25 protein-coding genes and 3 pseudogenes are annotated in these 23125 nt (G+C 34.7%); 15 read left to right on the plus strand and 13 right to left on the minus strand.

What is annotated here, in order from left to right; translation table 11 throughout:
- Nucleotides 1-18: 18 nt before the first annotated feature.
- Entirely contained in the window at nt 19-789 is a 771-nt protein-coding gene (locus ACICP6_RS00115; RefSeq protein ID WP_395463126.1) for a response regulator, read from the minus strand.
- Between the two features lie 323 nt (nt 790-1112).
- Between ACICP6_RS00115 and ACICP6_RS00120 the strand changes: the two genes are divergently transcribed.
- The 4 genes from ACICP6_RS00120 to ACICP6_RS00135 are packed head-to-tail and all read left to right on the plus strand — an operon-like array spanning nt 1113 to nt 4553.
- Nucleotides 1113-2096: an NAD(P)H-dependent glycerol-3-phosphate dehydrogenase gene (locus tag ACICP6_RS00120; RefSeq protein ID WP_395463127.1), complete on the plus strand. Its 984-nt coding sequence runs from the start codon at nt 1113-1115 to the stop codon at nt 2094-2096.
- 19 nt (nt 2097-2115) lie between these two features.
- A complete protein-coding gene (locus ACICP6_RS00125; protein WP_395463128.1) occupies nt 2116-2598 on the plus strand; it encodes a phosphatidylglycerophosphatase A in 483 nt (160 codons plus the stop codon).
- The gene (locus ACICP6_RS00130; protein ID WP_395463129.1) at nt 2588-3361 is read left to right on the plus strand and encodes a GNAT family N-acetyltransferase; all 774 of its coding nucleotides are present in this window, start codon (nt 2588-2590) and stop codon (nt 3359-3361) included. Before ACICP6_RS00125 ends, ACICP6_RS00130 begins: the two co-directional genes overlap by 11 nt.
- Before the next feature lie 55 nt (nt 3362-3416).
- Nucleotides 3417-4553, plus strand: a complete 1137-nt coding sequence (locus ACICP6_RS00135; protein ID WP_395463130.1) for a hypothetical protein — start codon at nt 3417-3419, stop codon at nt 4551-4553.
- A 3-nt stretch (nt 4554-4556) separates the two neighbouring features.
- On the opposite strand, the gene ACICP6_RS00140 is transcribed toward ACICP6_RS00135, so the two are convergent.
- From ACICP6_RS00140 to ACICP6_RS00170, 6 genes are all read right to left on the minus strand, one after another.
- Nucleotides 4557-5345 carry a succinate dehydrogenase iron-sulfur subunit gene (locus ACICP6_RS00140; RefSeq protein WP_395463131.1) on the minus strand — a complete coding sequence of 263 codons (789 nt, stop codon included), beginning with the start codon at nt 5343-5345 and terminating at the stop codon, nt 4557-4559.
- A gap of 116 nt (nt 5346-5461) precedes the next feature.
- Nucleotides 5462-5905, minus strand: coding sequence for an rRNA maturation RNase YbeY (gene ybeY / locus ACICP6_RS00145; protein WP_395463132.1), 444 nt, complete (start codon nt 5903-5905; stop codon nt 5462-5464).
- Nucleotides 5906-6151: 246 nt separating this feature from the next.
- Nucleotides 6152-6550: an EVE domain-containing protein gene (locus tag ACICP6_RS00155; protein ID WP_395463133.1), complete on the minus strand. Its 399-nt coding sequence runs from the start codon at nt 6548-6550 to the stop codon at nt 6152-6154.
- Nucleotides 6550-7737 carry a cell division protein FtsZ gene (gene ftsZ, locus ACICP6_RS00160; RefSeq protein ID WP_395463134.1) on the minus strand — a complete coding sequence of 396 codons (1188 nt, stop codon included), beginning with the start codon at nt 7735-7737 and terminating at the stop codon, nt 6550-6552. The genes ACICP6_RS00155 and ftsZ overlap by 1 nt, the downstream gene beginning before the upstream one ends.
- A 251-nt stretch (nt 7738-7988) precedes the next feature.
- Nucleotides 7989-8522, minus strand: a complete 534-nt coding sequence (locus ACICP6_RS00165; RefSeq protein ID WP_395463135.1) for a hypothetical protein — start codon at nt 8520-8522, stop codon at nt 7989-7991.
- An 84-nt stretch (nt 8523-8606) separates the two neighbouring features.
- The gene (locus tag ACICP6_RS00170) at nt 8607-9083 is read right to left on the minus strand and encodes an ATP-binding protein (protein ID WP_395463136.1); all 477 of its coding nucleotides are present in this window, start codon (nt 9081-9083) and stop codon (nt 8607-8609) included.
- 87 nt (nt 9084-9170) lie between these two features.
- Between ACICP6_RS00170 and ACICP6_RS00175 the strand changes: the two genes are divergently transcribed.
- From ACICP6_RS00175 to ACICP6_RS00195, 5 genes and pseudogenes are all read left to right on the plus strand, one after another.
- Nucleotides 9171-9434 carry a transposase gene (locus ACICP6_RS00175; protein WP_395462617.1) on the plus strand — a complete coding sequence of 88 codons (264 nt, stop codon included), beginning with the start codon at nt 9171-9173 and terminating at the stop codon, nt 9432-9434.
- Nucleotides 9435-9484: 50 nt separating this feature from the next.
- On the plus strand, nt 9485-10327 hold the full coding sequence (locus ACICP6_RS00180; RefSeq protein WP_395463617.1) for an IS3 family transposase: 843 nt from the start codon (nt 9485-9487) through the stop codon (nt 10325-10327).
- A 40-nt stretch (nt 10328-10367) separates the two neighbouring features.
- Nucleotides 10368-10878: pseudogene (locus ACICP6_RS00185) on the plus strand (IS5 family transposase); the annotation flags it as partial.
- A gap of 8 nt (nt 10879-10886) precedes the next feature.
- A pseudogene (locus tag ACICP6_RS00190) lies at nt 10887-11468 on the plus strand (phage portal protein); the annotation flags it as partial.
- 66 nt (nt 11469-11534) lie between these two features.
- Nucleotides 11535-12296 (plus strand): annotated as a pseudogene (locus ACICP6_RS00195) (S49 family peptidase); the annotation flags it as partial.
- Between the two features lie 220 nt (nt 12297-12516).
- Here the strand turns inward: ACICP6_RS00195 and ACICP6_RS00200 are convergent.
- A protein-coding gene (locus ACICP6_RS00200) for an IS5 family transposase (RefSeq protein WP_395463137.1) occupies nt 12517-13306 on the minus strand; the annotation gives its coding sequence in 2 pieces (ribosomal slippage) (nt 12517-13044 and nt 13046-13306; 789 coding nt in all).
- A gap of 119 nt (nt 13307-13425) precedes the next feature.
- Between ACICP6_RS00200 and ACICP6_RS00205 the strand changes: the two genes are divergently transcribed.
- From ACICP6_RS00205 to ACICP6_RS00230, 6 genes are all read left to right on the plus strand, one after another.
- Entirely contained in the window at nt 13426-14445 is a 1020-nt protein-coding gene (locus ACICP6_RS00205) for an IS110 family transposase (RefSeq protein WP_395462774.1), read from the plus strand.
- Between the two features lie 350 nt (nt 14446-14795).
- Nucleotides 14796-14975: a hypothetical protein gene (locus ACICP6_RS00210; protein ID WP_395463138.1), complete on the plus strand. Its 180-nt coding sequence runs from the start codon at nt 14796-14798 to the stop codon at nt 14973-14975.
- A gap of 88 nt (nt 14976-15063) precedes the next feature.
- Entirely contained in the window at nt 15064-15267 is a 204-nt protein-coding gene (locus ACICP6_RS00215; protein WP_395462912.1) for a hypothetical protein, read from the plus strand.
- Nucleotides 15182-16804 carry a recombinase family protein gene (locus tag ACICP6_RS00220; protein WP_395462911.1) on the plus strand — a complete coding sequence of 541 codons (1623 nt, stop codon included), beginning with the start codon at nt 15182-15184 and terminating at the stop codon, nt 16802-16804. Before ACICP6_RS00215 ends, ACICP6_RS00220 begins: the two co-directional genes overlap by 86 nt.
- Before the next feature lie 557 nt (nt 16805-17361).
- Complete coding sequence (locus tag ACICP6_RS00225; protein ID WP_395463139.1) at nt 17362-18144, plus strand: MlaE family ABC transporter permease; 783 nt, start codon at nt 17362-17364, stop codon at nt 18142-18144.
- Nucleotides 18137-18847 carry an ABC transporter ATP-binding protein gene (locus tag ACICP6_RS00230; RefSeq protein ID WP_395463140.1) on the plus strand — a complete coding sequence of 237 codons (711 nt, stop codon included), beginning with the start codon at nt 18137-18139 and terminating at the stop codon, nt 18845-18847. Before ACICP6_RS00225 ends, ACICP6_RS00230 begins: the two co-directional genes overlap by 8 nt.
- A gap of 9 nt (nt 18848-18856) precedes the next feature.
- On the opposite strand, the gene ccmE is transcribed toward ACICP6_RS00230, so the two are convergent.
- The 5 genes from ccmE to ACICP6_RS00255 are packed head-to-tail and all read right to left on the minus strand — an operon-like array spanning nt 18857 to nt 23122.
- Nucleotides 18857-19255: a cytochrome c maturation protein CcmE gene (gene ccmE, locus ACICP6_RS00235; protein ID WP_395463141.1), complete on the minus strand. Its 399-nt coding sequence runs from the start codon at nt 19253-19255 to the stop codon at nt 18857-18859.
- Nucleotides 19239-19376, minus strand: coding sequence for a hypothetical protein (locus tag ACICP6_RS00240; RefSeq protein WP_395463142.1), 138 nt, complete (start codon nt 19374-19376; stop codon nt 19239-19241). Before ACICP6_RS00240 ends, ccmE begins: the two co-directional genes overlap by 17 nt.
- Nucleotides 19373-20284 carry a biotin--[acetyl-CoA-carboxylase] ligase gene (locus ACICP6_RS00245; protein WP_395463143.1) on the minus strand — a complete coding sequence of 304 codons (912 nt, stop codon included), beginning with the start codon at nt 20282-20284 and terminating at the stop codon, nt 19373-19375. The genes ACICP6_RS00240 and ACICP6_RS00245 overlap by 4 nt, the downstream gene beginning before the upstream one ends.
- A 1-nt stretch (nt 20285) precedes the next feature.
- On the minus strand, nt 20286-21683 hold the full coding sequence (locus tag ACICP6_RS00250) for an NADH-quinone oxidoreductase subunit N (protein WP_395463144.1): 1398 nt from the start codon (nt 21681-21683) through the stop codon (nt 20286-20288).
- Nucleotides 21680-23122, minus strand: coding sequence for a NuoM family protein (locus ACICP6_RS00255; RefSeq protein ID WP_395463145.1), 1443 nt, complete (start codon nt 23120-23122; stop codon nt 21680-21682). Before ACICP6_RS00255 ends, ACICP6_RS00250 begins: the two co-directional genes overlap by 4 nt.
- Between the last annotated feature and the right edge of the window lie 3 nt (nt 23123-23125).

Consider the following 23125-nt stretch of genomic DNA (forward strand, 5'->3'; position numbering starts at 1 on the left):
TTTAAATGTATAAGCATTTCATGCACTGTCCTTCACTTGTTCTGCTTGATAGCCACTACTACTTTCGTCTACGTTAACACTAGAATATTCTTCATCATCAACATACTCTTTTAGAACATATCCTCTGCCCCAAACGGTTTCTATATGGCTTTTTCCATCATTTGCACTTTCAAGTTTCTTACGTAATTTGCACATAAAGACATCAACTATCTTATTATCTGAAGGTTCATCACAGCCATTATAAAGATGATTTAAAAACATTTCTTTTGTTAATACTGTTCCTTTACGTAACGCTAGCAATTCTATCATAGAATACTCTTTATTAGTAAGGTGAACCGTTTTACTTTTTACCTCAACAACCCTGTGATCAAAATTGATATTTATATTACCAATCTTTACCACTGATTCAGGATGGCCTTTGGTACGACGTACTATTGCCTTTATTCGAGCAAGTAGCTCACTTTTATGAAATGGTTTAGTTAAGTAATCATCAGCACCGTATCCAAGTCCTTTAGTCTTTTGATTAACAGCCGATATACATGAAAGTATTAAGACAGGAACTTTAATTTTTGCACTTCTTAATCTTAACAATATATCATATCCATCGATATCACCAGGCAAGTGTATGTCTAGAATAACTAGGTCATAGTGATCTCCGTTTGAGGAAACCATATTGTTGTGGTAGTCTTGCGCAGAAGTCACAACATCACAAAAGTGCCCATCAGTAGTTAAAGCATTAACTACAGTCCTTGCACTTACTTGATCATCTTCAATTAGTAATATACGCATATTTTACACCCCGTAAGTAATTTATAATTTTAGTAATATATATAACTAAGGAAAGTAACAAATCAAACTTTTATTAACAAATGGTCAAAATTACTAATAGTAAACACACTATTCCAAAATTATATAAATGGATCTAAAATATAATAGATATACTATATATCATAAGAATAACACTGTTTTTAGTAAATATTGAATTAAAGCTGTTACCATTAAAAGAATACCTAGGTTAATAAATATTTAACTAATTTACATATCTGTGTTATATTTTTAATTTACTTATCCTGCTATTCTAAAGTATAAGTAATACTTTTCAGGAACATTGTGTGAAAATATCAATTTTAGGTGCTGGTGCATGGGGTACAGCAATTGCAATTTCATTAAGTGATAAGCAAGATGTAATTTTGTGGACTCGCAATGAAACTACATTTCAATCAATTAGCAGGACAAGAGAAAGTGACAAATTATTGGGTTGTCGAATTTCTGATAATGTGTCAGTAAAGTTGGCTATTGAAGAAACAGTTAATGCTTCAGCAATAATCCTTGCTGTCCCCACTCAGTCTCTGAGAAAGGTATGTCAGCAATTACATGATTGTAATTTGAAAAAAGATGTAGCAATAATTTTAGCCTGTAAAGGAATAGAAAGATCTACATTAAAACTACCTAGTGAAATAGTAAATGAAGTTTTACCTAACAACCCTGTTGCTATTTTCTCAGGTCCTAGTTTTGCTATGGAAGTCGCGAGAAAATTACCCTATTCAATGGTTCTTGCATGTCAAAATGATACATTAGGTTCAAAGCTAATATCAGAACTACAGCAGGAAAATATTAAATTGTACTTCAGTAGCGATGTCATAGGAGTACAGGTTTGTGCAGCATTAAAGAACGTTTTTGCTATAGCATGTGGAATTATTTTGGGTAAAAAACTTGGATTTAATGCTCATGCAGCGCTGATAATAAAGAGTATGAATGAAGTAAAGGCTTTATATCTAGCAAAAATCGGCAACAGCAATGTAGATATAGATACGCTACTTGGACCAGCATGTCTAGGTGATCTAATCATGACATGCACATCTTTGAATTCAAGAAATCTGTCCTTCGGGTTTAAGATAGGTAGTAGTAATAATAGCTCTGATGTTCAGCAGATTTTATCAGAAGGTAAGTCAGTGATTGAAGGTTTTAGCACCGCTCAATCCACATTTTATTTAGCAGAAAAGCTAAAGACAAAAATGTCTATATGTGAAGCTGTCTATAGATTATTGTATGAAGGTGCCTCTATAGAGGATACTATTTCTGTTCTCGTAAATTAATCATGTAGTTTGGTGTATTGTGAAATTTCTATATAAATTGATATCAACATGGTGGCTGTCTGGCATAGTAAAAAAAGTGCCAGGTACCGTAGGCAGCTTAGCTTCTTACCCAATTGTTCCTGTAATACTAAGTAACAGAATTTTAGGTGCAGCAATTATTCTTTTTTTATTCTTGATTGGAGTATGGTCCATAGGTAATTACATAAAACATTACCAGACCTCACATGATCCAAAAGAGGTGGTGATTGACGAAGTAGTTGGCCAATTGCTGACAATATTTTTAATTTCGATATTACTACGTCAAGAGATGAATTGCCCTTTATTGCTGTTGTGCTTTTTTTCTTTTAGGTTTTTTGATATAATAAAAACGTGGCCTATAAATTTGATCGATAAAAATATCAAAGGTCCTCTAGGCGTTATGCTAGATGATATTATAGCTGCAATTTTAGCCTGTGTTCTTATAGGGGCCTTTTATTGTTTACTGTTTGTGTATGCAGGATAAGAAAATTTATCATTCAAGCTTAGTTACTCAAAATCTAAAGGATTACATACTTTACGCGGCGAATTTATCTAAGTGGGAAGTGCATGATGAATTTGATAACATCATATTCACAATAAATGGTACCAGAGAGTCATTATTCAATTTTGTGTTTTGTGAAGATCAATGTACTGAACTTTCTGTACAAAAAACTCTAGATTATCTTAGAACAAGAAATATAGAAGCAACATGGGTAATGAATTCACATACGAAGGGCATTTTAGAAAAGTGTGAGATAAAACACGTTAGCACACCAAAAAAAGCTTTACTTAACATGAAAAATTACTTTTTACCTGCCGATGTTGTCCCAGACTTAAGGTTGAATGCTGTAAATAATAGCAACCTCTTAGAAAAGTTAGACTTATACACTTCTAAGATTTTTCATCATAGCATTGGAATTGTCAGCACATTCTTTCGCGGATTATCAAGTTATGATGATAAAAACTCAGGATTAAGATTTTTTCTCATAACACTAAACAACGAAATTATTGGAACATGCGGCTTTTACATTCAAGACAGCGTAGCCGGTTTTTATAGTGATGGAGTTTTACCAACTCATAGGAATCGTGGAATAGGTACCCAAATGGTTTTAGAAAGAATCAAGATAATTCAGCAGCTTGAGTGCAAATATATAGTAGCACATTGTATGAAACCTTCTGTAAACCTTTATAAAAGATTGGGCTTTCAGATACTAGGCAATCTTTACTTGTATACCTCTTCAGCGTAACTTATACATACCCTTACTGAGCGGTGACAAATTTTTCGTCTGTTTTAAAAGTACTATGTTTTTTCTGTATGAAGTAGTTTTATTATTAATTTTAATATTATTCTTTCTCTCTTATTCTAAATTGAAAGTGAATAATAAAATTAAGAGCCTACAACATCAAAATATTATAATAAATAATTTAATTGATACTGTGGACGATGGGTTTTATATTTGGGATGCAAAAAAACGTATAGAAAAATTTTCTCCCAACTTACTAATTTTGCTCAATACTGTTTTTTACTCATTTAATGAGTTTGTAAACTTTTTTGAGCAATCAGAAAGCTTAATTAAAAATTTCACTGAGGCAAAAAAAATAAATAAATCTTTTACTCTGGATTTAAAGTCAAAAGACGGTGAAGTTTATTGTATGTGTTATGGCAGAAGCATAATAGATGATTCTAACAACGTGATTGGTGTGCTGTTATGGATAAGAAATATCTCAGACTATAAGATAAAAGCTAACGAACTTGAGTTAGAAAATAATAAACTTATACAAGAAATAGAGAACTATAGGAATATTTTCAACTCTTTGCCGTTTCCAATACTAAAATATAATGAAAATAAAAAGGTAAAGTTTTGTAACTTGTTTTATGATAAATATATAAATAGCTCTCAGAGATTGGCTGTCGCTAGTAGCGCCTACAGCGCAAAATCAGGAAAACATGTGATAACCTGCAAGAACGAACGCAAGGTTTTTGATTTTGTTAAAATTCCAACACGAAGTTCTGGTAGCGTGGTAATGTATGGAAAAGATGTTAGTGATGCAGAAAAGTTACGCGCTGAATTAGATAGTTACTTAGCTACACAGAAAAATTTGCTTGAAGAGTTACCAATTGCTATTGCGATATATAATAAGAATCAAAAACTAAAGTTCTATAATAATGCTTTTGTAAAAACCTTTCAATTTGACACAAAATTTTTGGCATCTCATCCAACTTATCACGAAGTCATGCTTTACCTATTCGAATCTAAAAAGTTTTTAGAAAAAGAGGACTTTCAAACTATTAGTAACCAAAAGCATGAGCTGTTCAAAAAATTATTTGGACCACATAATGATACGATCCATCTTACAAATGGAAAAGTGTTCAGAATATTAACAATACCCTACGCTTCAGAAGGTTTACTCTTTTCTTACGAGGAATGCAAAAGATAGTATTCAAACTCCTTCTCTCTCTACCATGAGTTGCTTTACTTTCGCTATTGCTCTTGCTGGATTAAGCCCTTTAGGACAGGTTTTTGTACAATTCATTATTGTATGACAACGATACAGCTTAAATGGGTCGTTTAAAGCATCGAGTCTTTCACCCGTTTTATCATCACGGCTATCAGCGATCCATCTGTAAGCTTGTAATAGTATTGCTGGCCCTAAAAATCTATCACTGTTCCACCAATAGCTTGGACAACCAGTTGAACAGCAAGCACATAATATACAATCAGAAAGGCCATCCAATTTTTTTCTATCCTCAGGAGATTGTGAGTATTCTTGATTTGGCAAGTCAGGTTTATCCGCTTGTAACCAAGGATTAATTGACTTGTATTGCTCATAAAATTGGCTCATGTCGGAAACTAGGTCCTTTATTACATACATATGAGGTAATGGATATATTTTTACGTCACCTTTTATGTCGTGTATAGATTTGGTACATGCAAGAGTATTGGTCCCATCAATATTCATAGCACAAGATCCACATATTCCCTCTCTGCAAGAACGTCTGAAAGTTAAGGTCGAATCTATTTCATCCTTTATTTTTATCAATGCATCGAGCACCATAGAGCCACAATTATCCATATCAATGAAAAATGTGTCTATTCTAGGATTTTTCTCATCATCAGCGGACCAACGGTAAACTTGAAACCTTCTAATATTTTTTGTTCTAGCAGGAGCAGGATAAACTTTGCCCTTTTTATTAATTTTAGAATTCTTTGGCAGAGAAAACTGAACCATATTGTTTACCTTTTATCGTTTATAGCTAAAACCCCTTTATTTTCTAGATAACATATTTTAGTATTATCTACTATATTTTTGTTAAATTCCTTTTAAAACCTGTACTCACGCGATAACTATATATCATAGCCAAGCGAAGCTAAAATCTTACTTTCTAGATTTCTCATTATAATTCCCTCATCTTCTTTTTGGTGATCATAGCCAAGTAAATGGAGTAAACCATGCACTAACATGTGCGCAATGTGAGCAAGGATGAGTATACAATACTCATGCGATTCTCTTTCTATTGTGTCTATTGAAATTGCTATATCTCCTAAGTCGCATTCATTAGATAATTGCTCACACCGAAACGATAGTACATTAGTTGGCTTATTCATTTTTCTAAATTTTAAATTAAGTTGATGTAGTAAGTTATCATCAGCAAGAGCTATTGATATACTTGGTTTATAGTGGTCTATTTCTAATTTTTTTAGAGAAGCATTTATAATATTTAATACAAAGCCCTCTGGATCCTCTATAGTGCTGTGCCACCTCTCATCAAGAATATTTACTTCTAACATAAGTAACACATCAAGAAGGTTGTCATTCCAGTGCACAGACACTGGGATCCAGAAAACTTAATTTTAAATGAGTGCACCAGATAGCTGTATAATAGAAACTGGATTCCAGCGTTACGCACTGGAATGACATCATTTATTATGTAACACTGTGTCGTATTGCAACATTTGTACAACTGTGCATGTGACACTGGAATCCAGAAAAGAAAAACTATAGATCCCAGTGTCAAGCACTGGAATGACAGAATGTTACACATTACTCATTTTTATTATTTCCCTCCATTCAATTTCTGAAACTGGAGAAACTGATAAGCGTGTTTGTCTTAACATGGCCATGTTTTTTAAAAGTGGATTTTGTTTTATATCGTTTAACGTCACTTGGTTATTTAAAGGCTTAGAAAGTTTCATATCCACCAATCCAAACTTAGGATTATCAGCATGATAATACTCTTTAAATACTTCAATTATTCCAAATATCGCTTTCTCTTTACCTGTATGATAAAAAAATGCAAAATCACCTAATTTCATGGCTCTCATATAATTTTGAGCTTGATAGTTGCACACACCATCCCACCCAACTATCTGCTCCCTTTCCATTTTTTGCCATGAATATTCACTTGGTTCTGACTTAAGTAGCCAAAATTGCATTATTTTTTTCTTCTTAAATAAGCCGGTATATCATAAATATTGCTGCTCCACTTAACTTCCTCACTTACTTGTTCAGCTTGTTTTGTCTCTGGAACTGGAGTTTGGCTATAAGACCACTTGAACTTTTCTTCCTCTGAAGTCTCACTTTGATTCACAGACGGAGCCTCTGGTCTGTTATCACGGGTAATGTTACCATCAATACCAGTTGCAAGAACAGAAACTCTAACTCTTCCTTCCATCACTTGATCAAAGGTAGCACCAAATATTATATTCGCATTTTCATCCACTTCTTCACGCACTCTATTTGCTGCAGCATCAACCTCAAACAGAGTCATATCTCCGCCACCGGTAATGTTAATCAATATTCCTTGCGCACCTTTCATTGATACATTATCAAGCAATGGATTAGATATTGCAGCCTCCGCAGCACTAATTGCTCTATCTTCTCCTTCTGCCTCTCCAGTGCCGATCATCGCTTTGCCCATCTCGCTCATTACTGTTTCTATATCAGCAAAATCAAGATTAATGAGCCCAGGCATGACCATCAAGTCAGTCACTCCTCTGATGCCAATATGCAAAACATTATCAGCAAGCTTAAATGCGTCAGAAAATGTAGTTTTTTCATTGGCAATTCTAAATAGATTCTGATTTGGAATGACAATAAGCGTATCCACGTACTTTTGTAATTCTTCAAGCCCGAGTTCTGCAATGCGCATACGGCGCACACCTTCAAAGCCAAATGGCTTGGTTACAACTCCAACAGTTAATATCCTTTTTTCTTTTGATGCTCTATCTTTAGCAGCTCTTGCCTCTCTTGCTGCTTTTGCAATTACCGGCGCTGCACCTGTTCCAGTACCACCACCCATTCCCGCTGTGATAAAAAGCATATGACTATCTTTTATATGCTCCATAATTTCATCAATTGATTCCTCTGCTGCACCTTTGCCAACATCAGGCAAAGCACCAGCACCAAGACCCTTAGTTAAGTTAATACCCAGTTGAATTTTTTTATCACATAATGACTTCTCTAACGCTTGAGCATCGGTATTTGCCACAACAAAATTCACTCCTTGCAAATTAGATTGGATCATGTTGTTCACAGCATTTCCACCAGCACCACCAACCCCCACAACGGTAATCCTTGGGTGTAATATAGGTAGCTCTGGTAAACTAAGGTCAATTGACATTTAAATTACTCAAATTTAGTGAATTCACTTGATAATAAGTTACTGCTTTTTTAACAATATGCAAATACTTTTCACTTCCATAGGCTATAAATAGTAAATATGGTTTACCTATTCTTAATATTTATACTAATAAGCACTATTAATCAATAGATCTAGATTTTTAGATGATACCATTTGACTGATACAAAAAGTAGAAAATACTTGTAAAAAAGGGACAGAGACCCATCCCTTTTTGTTTTATTGGAGCTATTTTATGATGCTTTTGCTGGTTCTGGATTCAGTCCAGATATTGCTATAATTTCGTCTATATATGTTGAAAGCTTACTAGGATCCAATTTAAGTTTTCCATCTTTTTCACAGACTTTGAGTATTTCTTCCTTCAATGCATCAATTTGGCTTGCCTGACTACCGTTCTTCAATGCACACACAGGTACAGCTATTAAAGCTAACGCTGAAGTAACAATTATCAAACTAGCAACCAGTGGATGAGCAACTAAAAATGCAGATACTGCAGCAATAGCAGGACTAACGAGTGTTGCAGCTTTTGTTCCAACCGTACCAACGAAAGTTGCATAAGCTGGGCTCAGGAAATAAGCAGCTGTAAGCGAAATTGCTGCTGCAATTGCTACAAAAGTAGCGGTTGTTTTGTATGGATGGTGACATACGTATTGCCAATTTGCGCTAGCAACACCTTTAGTCGTACTCCAAACCCCTTCCTCAGACTGACTCCATCCTTCTTTATTAGCTTGAAGGAAAGAATGTTGTGCTTTAATTTCTACTGTCATAACTCTACTCCTTAAATAGAATGTTTAAATTTCATTAAGGATAACATATAATAAAAAAAGCCGCCTGTCAAGCAGACTAACTTGTTAATAAGTCCTTATTCTGTAATTTAGCGCTTCGGCAATGTGTGCTTTTTTTACCTCTTGACTTTTTGCAAGATCTGCAATGGTCCTTGCAACTCTTAATACGCGTGTGTAGCCTCGATTGGAAATGTAGTTCTCTTTCAACACGTATTTTAGCAATTCTAATCCCGCCTGATCTGGCTTAGTGAATTTATTCAATGCTTCACCGTTTACTTCTGAATTACAACGAATATTTAATTCACTGTAGCGCTCAGTTTGAACTTTTCTTGCTGCTATTACTCTTTCTCTTATATTGTCAGTGCTTTCTCCTTCTGAACAGATTTCAGGAGAAAGTATGCTGACATTTGGCATCTCTATGCATATATCTATTCTATCAAGCAACGGTCCTGATATTTTGTTCCTATAATCTGTGCCACACTTTGGAGCTTTGCTGCATGATTTACTTGCGTTTCCCAAGTAACCACATCTGCAGGGGTTCATTGCAGCAATCTGACCTTACCCAGAAAAAGTAGAGAGGAAGTTAAGCCATTTTTGAAGTAAAATAAAACATGATTATGAGGGCTTATTATGGTAAAGAACAGAAAAAATTACACAGTGGAATTTAAATTAGAGGCAATAAAGTTGGTAAAGGAAACGGGGCAGTCAGCAAGCAAAATAGCTAAAGATTTAGGAATAGATAACAGTACACTAAGTGACTGGATAAAAAAATATAACGAAAAAGGATCAATAGAAGAAGCATTTCCTGGTAAGGGAAAGTTGGCACCATGTGATAAAGAAAAGTTTGAATTAAAGAAAGAACTAACAAGAGTTACTAGAGAAAGAGACATTTAAAAAAAAGCCCTGGGATATTTTGCAAGTCACAAAGAGTAAAATATTTATTTATCAAAAAGCATGGAAACTACTATAAAGTACAGGAGTTATGCAGGATTTTGAAAGTATCTGCTAGCGGCTACTACAAATGGACTAGTAAGAAGAAAAGCAGCAAAGAATTAACAAGGGAGCAGCTTCTAGCAGACATTCAAAAAATATACCAAGCATCTAATTGTAGATATGGGGCACCTAAGATTCATGCTGAACTAAAGGCTTTAGGTAAAAATTGCAACATCAAAACAGTGCAGGATATCATGCAAAAAAATGGTATTCAAGCTAGACTGAGGCGAAGATTCAAAAGCAAAAAACAGCAGACTGACAATAGGGTTATAACTCCCAATATATTGGACCAAAACTTTACTACTAGTCAGCCAAATAAAGTATGGGTAACTGATATTACATACATAAAAACTAAGGATGGATGGCTATATTTGGCAGCAATAATTGATCTATATTCACGTATGGTAGTTGGCTGGTCAATGAGTAGTACAATAACTAAGCGATTAGTTATAGATGCTTTATTGATGGCTGTTGATAAGCGCAAACCAGCCAAAGATCTGCTATTTCATAGTGATCAAGGTTCACAATATACCTCTAAAAATTATCAGTTTTTGCTGAACACAAAAAACATCATTTCCAGCATGAGTCACACAGGCTGTTGTTATGACAACTCTGTTGTTGAAAGCTTTTTCAGCTCACTCAAACGGGAGCTTCTTATTGATACTTCGCAACACTCTGCTCAGCAAACTAGAACTGCTATATTTGAGTACATAGAAATTTTTTATAACAAACAGCGTAGACATTCTACTATTAATTATTGCATTCCTGAGAAATTTGATTCATCATTTTCATAATAAAAATGGCTTAACTTCCTCTCTACTTTTTCTGGGTAAGGTCAGAGAGACACGTATCAGCAATGGTCGGAAAGAAAGAACTAGTTTTTGTATAATTGATGCTCAGAGCGTAAAAAATGCAGATACTGCTGAAAATAAGGGCTACGATGCAGGTAAAAAAATTTCAGGGCCATATTGCAGTAGATACACAAGGTTTACCACACGCGATTTATGTAACAACGGCAGAAGCAACCGACCGCAGCAGTGCCGTGAGAATGGTCGAAAATGCTAAAGAAAACCTCTCTGAGGTTAAAAACATACTTGTTGATGCAAGCTACACTGGAGAAAATTTTGCAACACAAATAAAAGCAACTATTGGTTCGACTGTCGAAGTAATAAAGCGAAGTGAATTACACACCTTTGTTGTACTGCCAAAAAGATGGGTTGTTGAGCGCTCTTTTGCTTGGTTGGAAAAATGCAGGCGATTGTGGAAAAACTGTGAGCGGAAACTCAACACTAGCTTACAAATGGTCGTTCTTGCTTTCACTTCTTTACTCCTTAAAAGATTATGAACAGGTTCTTAGAACCTGGAACTATGCAACTACTAGATCCAGGAGAAGACATAAAATTTTCCGAACCATCAGATGTAGGAGGGAGTTATGAAGCATTCATGAAACAGCAGCTCAGAGCAATAGCAATCGGTATAGGAATAACGTATGAGCAGCTAACAGGAGATTTAAGCGGTGTGAATTATTCATCGATAAGAGCCGGGTTAATAGAGTTTCGCAGGAGGTGTGCAATGTGGCAGCATAACGTGGTAGTATTTCAGTTTTGCCGTCCTGTATGGAATAGGTGGTTAGAATTAGCACTACTATCGGGGGAATTGGATATGAATGCAGATTGGGTAAAAAAAGGGGCAAAAGCAGCGAAAGAAGAGGTAAAATGGATACCGCAAGGGTTTGATTGGGTAGACCCGCTCAAAGACCAGCAAGCACAGCAAATGGCAGTAAGGAATGGATTTAAAAGTAGGTCAGAAGTGGTTTCAGAACTGGGTTATGACATCGAAGAAATTGACCAGGAAATTGCTGAGGATCAAAGGCGTGCTAGTGAATTGGGGTTAAATTTTGATTCCGATGTAAATTCTAATGCTGAAATGATATGAAATTCTATTTCTATGACAAATGAGTTTTTATTGCCCCAGACACAAATAAAAAATTTAAAAAAACATATGACGACACAAATAAATTGGATGAATAAGCCGATGATGATAGAGCAAAGGAGTTTTGAATTATTGTCATTACATGCAGCCACATTTAAAAACATAAAACATGCAGTAAGAAATAGTGAAAGGGGAATAAAAGTTATACCAATACATGGAATCTTGACAAAGAATTCAGAAGCTTTTGATGATGTATTGGGGATGACATCGTATGAGAAGATACGTGAAGAGATAGAAGAAGCTTTAATAGATGAAGAAGTAGAAACAATAATTTTGGACATAGACAGCCCTGGAGGAGAAGTAAACAGTTTATTCGACCTTTCCGACTTTATTTACGAAGCAAGGACAAAAAAGAGAATTGTGGCGATAGCAAATGATGATGCATATTCTGCAGTGTATGCAATAGCGTCAAGTGCTGAAAAGGTGTATGTAAGCAGAACTTCAGGAGTAGGAAGTATAGGAGTAATAGCAAGTCATATAGATCAAAGTGGGTTTGATGAAAAGCAGGGAATAAAATATACCACAGTATTTGCTGGGAATCGAAAAAACGATTTAAATCCGCATGAGCCAATAACATCAGAAAGTTTGGAAAGCTTACAAGAAGAAGTAGACCGGCTATATGAGATGTTTGTCCAGCTTATAGCAAGAAATAGAAATCTTTCAACGGAAAAAATCAAATCAACGGAAGCAGGGCTATATTTTGGTGAGAAAGCAATAGAGATTGGACTTGCTGATGAAGTAATAACATTTTCTGAATTTATAGATAGGAGATGATATGAATTGTTATTGCTTGGTTGGAAGCATGAGAAGATAATCACTTCTCAGAGTGGATAGGTGGCAGGTTGAATTTTTTTGTGAGGCCCCATTTTGCTTTATATACAATAATGGGATTAGACCTCGTAAAGGAGATTATCCGCCCCTGCCACCGGAAACCATCGTGCGGCCCATAAAATTTGGTGACCGCGTATAGGAGAATGGTCTAAGAACCTGTTTAAAATCTTCGCAATAAGAGAGAAACGAAGGAAAGAACGATCATTTGTAAGCTAGTATTGAGTTTTCGCTCACAGTTTTTCCACAATCGCCTGCATTTTTCCAACCAAGCAAAAGATCGCTCCACAACCCATCTTTTTGGCAATACAGCAAAGGTATGTAATTCGCTTCGTTTTATTACCTCAACAGCTGCACCAATAGTTGCTTTTATTTGTGTTGCAAAATTTTCTCCTGTATAGCCAGCATCAACGAGTATATTTTTGACTTCAGAGAGGTTTTCTTTAGCATTTCCCACCATTTTTACAGCACTGCTACGATCAGTTGCTTCTGCCGTTGTTATATGAATTGCATGTGGCAAGCCCTGTGTATCAACTGCGATATGACGCTTTATACCTGAAATCTTTTTACCTGCATCATAACCCTTTCTTTCAGCAGTATCTGCGTTTTTAACGCTTTGAGCATCAATTATGCAGAAACTGGTTTTCTCTTTCCGACCATTGTTGATACGGACCTCTCCAACTAATTTTTTTTAAGACTAATTCCAACAAACTTGGTTCTTCTCCATCCTTTTTATTCCACATTTGAAAATAGTAATATACGTTTTCCCACCTTGGAAAATCTTTTGGCAACATTCTCCACTGACAACCACTTTTTAGAACGTACAACACTGTACAAAATACATCGTACAAATCAAGTTTTCTTGGTTTTGTTTTCCTTCTGCTACTCTCCAGAATTGGTTTGATTTTTTCAAATTGCTCTCGACTTATATCACTTGGATAACTTTTTCGCATAGATATACCTCATTCTTAATCTACCCCTATTTTGCCTTATCCTTTCGAGATTTTAAACAGGTTCTAACCGGCAATACTCTACTCTGATATTTTGTAGTATTCAATAAGAGGAAAAATTTATGCGTCACATAGGTGTAGATTTACATACTAACAGTTTTACTGTTTGCTACTTAGAAACAGGAAAGCAAGAATATATTCGCACATTTCGCTTACAGGATTTGGACAATTTTGTCGAGAATCTTAAATCAGAAGATGAAATAGCTTTCGAAGCTACGGGTAACAGCTGTTTCTTTTATGATGCAGTTTCATCTTACGTTAAGCGCGTGGTGATAGTTGCACCCTGGCAATTTAAAGTGATTCGTCACTCTGTAAAGAAAACAGACAGGCATGATGCAAGAGCTATTGCTTTCTTTCTAAGCAAGGATATGTTGCCTGAAGCAAGATGTAAAAGCAAACAATGCCAGCAGTTAGCTTCTCTTCTTCGAACAAGAGAGCAGTTAGTAAAATCACAAGTATCTCTAATTAATAAAATGCACGGTCTTTTTAATTACCATGGAATAAAAATTAAGAAGGAGACACTGATAACTAAAGCTGGATTTGAGCGTTCTATTCAAAAGCATAATTGGGACTATATAGAAAAGATAGAGATTGAAGTAATTAACTGTCAATTGGAAGCTATTCGAGAAAATCTCAAGAAGCTAAAAGAAGAAATTATTGCTTTTGCTAAACAACTTCCTGGGTTTAATAATATTATCAGTATTAAAGGTATTGGTGCAATTTCTGCAGCGGTTTTTATCACGACAATTGGTGACATTAATGATTTTAGTAATCCTGAAAAACTTACTGCTTATTTCGGAGTTGTACCATCAGTTTCTCAATCTAATCAGCAATGTACTATTGGAAGAATTACCAAACATGGGTCAAAAACGGCACGAACTTCTTTAGTACAGTGTACCTGGATTGCTATACGGTATAGCCCTTACTTAAGAAGTTTTTACGAGCATGTGAAAAAGAAGCGTGGTTCTGCTAAGGCTATTATTGCAACTGCTAGAAAGTTTCTAACAACAATTTTCTATACGCTTAAAAATAATTGGATTTTTGAAGATTTCACAAAATTTGAATTTTCTATTGGACAATAATCGTGAAGGAAAATATGACACCTTAGTTTTTATAAGCTAATGAATATGTGCATAAGTACTTAAAATATGTGGGGACGTACTTACACACATATTCATTAGCTACATTAATTTAAAAAAGATTAATTAAAAGCTTAGTGTTTTTGTTGCCGATGAAACAACTTTTGATTGAATCAGATGGCATAGTAATAAATAAAAAATTGTATTAAAGCTGAATTTTATATCAGAAAATGTTTTGGGTAATACAAAAAATCATTATTGACTTTTATGCAATTAGAGAACTGCTAGTCAATTCCTGACAACTACTTTTTATAACTTAAAAACAACTGAATTTTTGAAGATTTTACAAAAATTTGAATTTTTTACTAGACAACAATCATAGGAGAAAAAAGGATAGAGGAAATAAGAGAAAAGCTGAAGCATTAGCGAAAAAGGCACTGCTAGAGGTAGATAAAGAACTAGAAGATTTGGATGAGCAGATAGAAAAGCACTTAAAATGGGTTTCTAAAATTTTATATAGAAGCGAAGGGTAACAGTTACGTCTTTTTCGCAAGAGTGACTGGAAATGGATTTATGGAAAAAGGGAGTGCCTGAACTACAAAAACATTTACAGGAGAAACTATGAGAAAAAGGACGTTAACTGTGACCTGTCGATATGAGCCTGATGAGTTAGCAGATGCTTATGAGCAGTTACTAAAGTATTCAGTAAAAATAAATAACGGAAAGGAGGAAGAAAAAAATGACAACAGTAGCCTTGTATGCGAGAGTTTCATCGAGAAGCCAAGCGCAGAACAATACAATAGAGAGCCAAATTGCAGAGCTTAAGAGTAGAATTGCTGCAGACAAACATGAGTTATTAGATGAGTATGAATTTAAGGACGACGGCGTTAGTGGGTGGAATTTAGAGCGTAAAGGTTTAGATGCGTTACGTGATAAAGTAGCAGAAAGTGAAATTGATAAAATTTATATTCATTCACCTGACCGGTTGTCAAGAAAATCTGCACACCAAATGATATTACTTGATGAATTTGAGAAAGCAGGAGTAGAAGTAATATTCTTAAATCATAAGACTGAAAATAATCCAGAGTCTAAATTTTTGTTAGGAATGCAAGGATTGGTGGCAGAATATGAATGTACAAAGATTATGGAAAGAAGTCGTAGAGGAAAACTCCATAGAGCAAAAAAAGGTTATGTAAGTGTAATGAGCAAAGCCCCTTATGGTTATCGATACATAAAAAGGAATGTAACAGGGGAAGCCAAATTTGAAATAAATGAAGAGGAAGCAAAAGTAGTGCGCGAACTATTTGAGTGGATAGGTCAAGAAAGAATAAGTATAAGTGCAGCTACACTGAGGCTAAAAGAGAGGTCAATTAGAACAAGAACTGGACAGGAGAATTGGTATCCAGCAACGATTTGTAGCATGTTAAGAAATCCTGCATATAAAGGACTAGCAGCTTTTGGTAGATCAAGAAGGATTGAAATGGCATCATGGAAGGCAACAGGAAGAAGGTCTAAACAAAAAAAAGTATCTGTCCAGCGTATAGATAAAGAGAATTGGATTGATATACCAGTACTAAAAATAGTTGATGAAGAATTATTTTATGTAGTACAAAAGCAACTGGATGAAAATAAAAAAAGAGCAAGAATGCAGAGAGTGAAAGGAAAAAAGAGAAATCTACTACAAGGTCTAGTTGTATGTCAAAACTGTGGATATGCTTATACCGGTTCACATTGTAGAAGTGGGGAAAAAACATATAGCTATTATCGTTGTAATGCGCGTGTTATGATTAATAGTTACGATAAATGTGACAATAAATATATCCGTGCAGATATGTTAGAAATGGTTATATGGGAAGAAGTAAAAAGTTTGTTAAAGAACCCAGAAAGGATTAAAAGGGAGTACCAACGTAGAGTTTCAGAAAATAAAAATGATGAATCATCAGATAAAAAATTTGCAAGAAGGGAAAGTCAAATAAAACAAGGTATCGAAAAACTAATGGAAGATTATTATAGTCAAGGCGGGGAAAAATATATAAGTGAGAAAGAATTTAAGCAGACAATGAAAAAAATGAAGGAACGTTTAGAAGAAATAGAAGAAGAGAAGAAAAAGGTTGTTGATCAAAAGACACTACAGGAGAGAATGAGCATTATTATCAATAGCATAAAGGGTTTTTATTCTAGTGTAAAATCGAACCTAGACTACCTAGATTGGCAAACTAAATGTGGTATTATTAGGACATTAATAAAACAAATTAACATTGGTCTTAATCAGGTAGAAGCGGTATTTCGGATCAGAGAACTAGCGCAGGAGGAAGGGATTTTTAATTTGCGACATTGTATTGAACGCGTTGGCGTTTTTTAAGCCTTAAACGCTGCAATTTAGCGACTTTTAAACTGCAACAGACCCTTAGCTTAAATGCTAAGAAATTTACTAAGCAGAAAAAAGGAAAAAGAAATCCCGCGTTAGATAGTACTTACTCTCTAATCCTGCAAATTGGCGTACTATACTGTCTTAAACGCTTTATAAGCGCGTTTCAGCTTAAAAACCTAGAAATGTTGTGAAGACATACGGTGCACATAGTGCAAAAAATTAAAAATAAGACGCCAACTACGTTATACTCCTTCGTTTAATCTGCACAGATGAAGATAACTGAATACCTTCAGTACCATAATAAGAGGACTGGCGGAGTTTGTCAAGTCGTTTCTCAACGCGCTGCCAAAAGTTTGTTATGTGAGAAGTCTAGTGATAGTAAAATAAGTAAGGTTTGCTTATGTAATTAAGTCCTATAAACTTCAAACTGAAGCATTTTAATCAAAGTATATTGAACTTAAGACGTATCTCAGTTACACTCTACGATAAAGTTAACAAAAACTTTAATAAAATCGGTAAGACTAATTTTTAGCTAAGACAAATGCAAAGTGAGTTCTTTTGATATAAATGGTATTAGAATAATCGGTAGGTGCTTTATCAACCTCTTGTTGAGGCTTGGTAGTGCATTCATATTTTTTATTAAATCTCTATATCACTGCTTCGTGCCACCATATTATTTGAGCAATGTAGCAAGACAAATTATAGAGATAGGCTTTCTTTCTTTGCCAATTGTTGGGCTCACTGGAGTTTTCATAGGAGCAGTTATAGTTTTGCAAAGCAGCTTAAGTGGTCCATTGATTAATCAAGAACAGATAATACCCAAACTTGTTACGATCACCATAATTAAAGAATTAGGACCAGTTTTGATTAGCTTAATAATGGTAGGAAAGGTTGGATCGTCAATTGCAGCAGAAATTGGTACAATGCGCATCACCGAACAAATAGATGCACTTACAACCTTGAACATCAACCCTTTCAAATATTTAATTGTGCCAAGAATTTTAGCATCAGTTATAGTATTTCCAATACTTACAGTATGTGCAGATCTAATAGGAATATTTGGAGGATGTATCACCGCGGTCCTCGAATTTCACCACAACTTCAACATATATATTAAATACACAGCTCAGTTCTTTAACACGTACGATTTTATCACTGGGCTAGCAAAAGCAACTGCGTTTGGTGCTATAGTTTCCATCTCAAGCTGCTATTATGGTTACCATTGTCAAGAAGGAGCTCGAGGAGTTGGTGTGGCTACAACATCAACCGTTGTTTTATCATCTATACTGATTATTTTAACAAACTACATGATTACTTTGATCTATGCATAGCCCCATAATATCAATATCAAATTTAAACTTGTCTTTTAACGATAAAACAATATTAAACGACCTAAATTTTGACATACTGAAAGGAGAATCATTAGTTATACTTGGCGGCTCAGGAAGTGGTAAATCTGTACTAACAAAAACAATTATTGGCTTATTAGCACCAGACTCAGGGTCTATAAAAATACACAGTAAAAATAAGAATAAATTTGGAGTTTTATTTCAAAATTCCGCTTTATTTGACTACGTTACAGTATGGGAAAATATATCTTTTAATTATAAAAAACGCTTTAACATCAACAAAAAAGAGGCAAAGCAATTAGCAATTGAAAAGTTAAATGACGTCGGACTGGAAGAAAACGTAGCAGATATGTTTCCGATAGAGCTATCAGGTGGAATGAAGAAAAGGGTAGCGCTTGCAAGGGCAATTGCACACAACCCAGAAATCATTATATTGGATGAACCAACCTCAGGACTAGATCCCATTATGTCAGATATAGTAAACGAGATAATAATAAAATTATCTAAGGATCTTCACCCTACAATTATCACAATTACACATGATATTCATAGTGCATTCAAAATAGCTGATAAAATAGCAGTATTATACGAAGGGGAGATCATCTTTCATGGAACTGTTCAGGAAATACAAAATACTAAAAACGAATATATAAGAAAATTTATTCGCTATATACGTATAAAATAATAAAATTTCCTATTTTATTTCTTGCTTTCGAGGCATATAATTCTCATCATGTTTTGCAAACACTGTATCTGCCAAAAAGGTGCCATTGCCGAACATTTTACCTTGCACAACAACACCACTTTTCTCTGAAAACATCGGGGGGAGTATTCCCTGATATTTTACCACAACACTTTGGTTGAAATCTGTCATTTGGAAAATCACTTCACTTTCGTTACGTATCACACTATTTTCAACAACCATTCCACCGATACGGATTGGTTTTTGATTGTTTGGCAAAATTATCGCTTCACTTACTGTATAGAAAAATGAGATATTTTCTTTGAGTGTTGTTAAAATAAAAAAGACTGCACAATTTAAAAAGAAGAAAATTCCTGAAGCTATAAGTAATCGCTTATGTTTTTTCTTCATTATTATTTTTTAGGCTTTCTAAAATTTTTTTACTTCTAATATAGCAAGAAATAGTAAAAATCAGTTCTCCAGCAATCAATGCAAAACTAATAAGGTAAGCAAAAATTACATATGTATTCATAATGTATTACCAATAAATAACTCACCTGCATCAAAATAAATTAAGCTTCCATCTTTTTGCTGCAATACCAACCTGCCACTTTTATCTATATCAGTAAAAATCCCCTCATGCAATTTGTCAGCTAACTTTACACTGATTTGTTTATTCAACTTAAATGCTCTTGTGAGCCACATCTCTCTTATAGCATAAAACCCATCAAATATCCACTGCTTTCTTAGCTTATTAAAGTTTGTTATTAATTCTTTTAATAGATCTGTGTTCCGCGGTGTCATTCCAGCGCGTGACGCTGGCTGGTCAGCTACTTGGATGACAGGTGATGAGAGAAGCTTACTAATGCATATTGCTTCTGAAAGTGGTGCATGATTAATGTTAATTCCAACTCCTATAGCCAACCAATTTGAATTGGATTTCTTTTCAAGCAATATTCCACTTATTTTCTTGCCATCAGCAAAGACATCATTCGGCCATTTGTATTGAATGTTACTGTCATTTATAAATGATAGTAAGGTGTTTCCAACAGCAAGGGCAGTAACAAAAGTCAATTCTGTTAATTGACTGATATCTGTCATCTGATTTATTAAACCTCCTCCTGTCATCCCAGTACCCTCCCCAGTGCTTGACACTGGTTCTTTTTTTCTAGATTTCAGCGTCACGCGCTGGAATGACACCGAAAGCTGGCTTTCACTTAGATAATCGTTAAAGAGGTTCACTATTAAACTTGCATAGAAATTACCCTCTGGAGAAATCCAACTTTTTCCGGTACGCCCCCTACCTTTTGTTTGTTTATCGGCAATAATAACAGTTTCATTTGATATTCCTCTCCCAATTAAATCCAACGCCTCTCTATTAGTGCTTGAAATTTCTTTGTAATGATGAATATGAAAGCCCTCAGACGTTTCAGGGATCACTTTACAACCCTTTAGTTATAAAATGAATTAATGAATATAAATTTTCTACGTATATAAAAAGAACAATATTAATTAATGAAGCCGCTGAAGTTATAATAAATAGACCCTTAGAATAAGCAATTGTATTACCACTAGCCCTATCAAAATACATAGCTTTTATGATATTTAGATAGTAATAACAGGATACAACACTTGCCACTACGAGAATCAAAGACAGGCTGATAAAGCCAGACTTTATTAAGCTTTTAAATATAAAAAGTTTAGCAAAAAACCCTGCAAGTGGTGGTATCCCCGACATTGAAAGTAATAATACAGAAAGATGAAATGCTAAAACCGGGCGTTTTTTCCCTATACCAGATAAATTTGCAATATTACAATCATCATCGTCAATTTGTATGAAATATGAGAATAACCCTATACTTGTGATGATATATATCACCAAATACATCAAGGAACTATCTGTTCCCATACGTGTAAAGATAGAAAGTGAAGCAAATATGAAGCCACCATGACCAATTGAACTGTAAGCAAGTAGCCTTTTCAAGTTTTGCTGATACAAAGCCCCAAAAGCTGAGATAAGTACAGACAATGCTGAAATATATAAAAGAACAGGTTGAATATACTTTTCCACATCTACTAACTCTTCATCCATAAAGAATCGAATTAAAAATGTTACAATTGCAGCTTTTGGAGCTGTAGAAAAAAACGCAGTTACTATGGTAGGTGCACCTTGATAGACATCTGGAGCCCACATATGAAAAGGAGCAATAGCAAGCTTGAAACACAAACCAATTAGGACAAAGACTAACCCAAAAACTATTCCATAAGTTATCTGATGGTTTTGCAGGAATAAACTCATCTCAGAAAAATTGATCTGCCCTATGTATCCATAAAGTAGCGACATTCCATACAGCATAATGCAAGAAGACAACGCACTGAGCGTAAAATATTTCACTCCTGCTTCACATGAATAGACTGAATCTTTATTAAAGCTCGCAAGAATGTATAAAGATATACTCATCAATTCAAAAGCTAAATAAAAAGAAATCAAGTTATTTGCTGAAACCAAAGTTATCATGCCAAACAGCGCAAAAAGAATCAGTATTGAAAATTCATACTTATAGTCATATTTTGATAAATTCAGCAGCAAAAGTACTAAGACTCCCGCAGTAAGGATCAACCCTTGGGCTGATCTGATGTATAAATTGAGTTTTAGTAGCGAATTAAAGAGAAAAATTTCATTATTTTCTGCTAAAAGAATTAAAATAATCAAGGTGATCACTGTGCAGCCAAGTGCTAGTAAGTTAATAGTGCGGCGGTTAAATACAATTCCAAGCAGCAGCAACACTAACGCAGAAATAATAGAGAACGCTTCCGGCAATATTTGTATATAATTCATAGGGCATTATATTTGACTAACAAATTTGCCATGCATGGCTTCAAATAATTCAGTGCAAGGGTTGGGTAAAATCCAAGCAAAATAACAAACACTGCAAGCAGAATTAAGACAGAAAATTCTATGTTATCCAAGCGGTTATTTAACAATTTAGAATAGCTAACCCCCCATATTGTTTGCTTACATAAATTCAGCATATAAACTGCGCTCAAAACAGTGCCAAGCGCGATAAATCCTGTAAAAAACCCTATGCTCTTAAACATTCCAACCATAGCCAAAAACTCACCTATAAACCCAGACGTTCCAGGTAGCCCTATTGAAGCCATTGAAAATAAAATGAACATAAAACCAAATTTTGGCATTGTGTTTACTATTCCAAAATACTTTGCAATCTCCAAAGTTCCTGTTCGAGTATATAGCATTCCAACACATAAAAATAAAGCAGCAGAAATAAGGCCATGACTAATCATTTGAAATATAGCACCAAGTACTCCCTCCTCACAAAATGAAAAAAGGCCAGCAGTAACGATTCCCATATGTGCTATCGAAGAATAAGCTATTAACTTCTTTATATCATCCTGAGCAAATGCAACTAGTGAAGCATATATTACTGCAATTGCGCTTAACACAACAACGAAATTTGAAAAGTAGAAACTTGCCTGAGGAAGCATTGGAATAGAGAACCTTAAAAATCCGTATCCTCCCATTTTAATAAGTAAGCCAGCTAAAATCACAGATCCAGAAGTTGGTGATTGCACATGCGCATCAGGAAGCCAAGTATGAAATGGAAACATCGGCACCTTTATTGCAAAAGAAACAAAAAATGCAATCCATAGCAATGACTGCACTCCAAGATTAAGGCTTGGCATTAATGTGGCTAATTTCTGTATATCAAACGTTCCAAAGACATTATAAATGTACACTAAACCAAGCAAAAACAATAATGAACCAGTAAGTGTATAAAGAAATAACTTAAATGCTGCATATACCCTTTGTTTACCTCCCCAGATGCCAATAATAAAGAACATTGGTACTAAAACAGCTTCAAAAAATACATAAAAGCTTATAGCATGTAGTGAAATAAAGAAACCGACTACAAGACCCTCAAGCAGTAAAAACAACGCCATATATGGTTTTAGGGTCGTATAACTCATTTTGCAATTGTAGAGCATACAAATGACAAACAAGAAAGTTGTAAGCAGAAGGAAAAGCAACGATATACCATCCACCCCCATTCCTACATTTTTGATTGGGTAACTGACAAATTGAAAGTCTGCATTGTTATAATCAAACTCTACACAAGCTACAACGCTAAGCAAAAACGGAAGTATAGTAAAAAATAGAAAAATTAATCTTAGGTATATAGATTTATGATCAATCCTGATTGAAGATAAAATCAACGCTCCTATTAGGGGAAGCAAGAATATACTAAGTAACAACACTTT

The organism is Wolbachia endosymbiont of Cantharis cryptica, assembly GCF_964277405.1.
Taxonomy (GTDB): domain Bacteria; phylum Pseudomonadota; class Alphaproteobacteria; order Rickettsiales; family Anaplasmataceae; genus Wolbachia.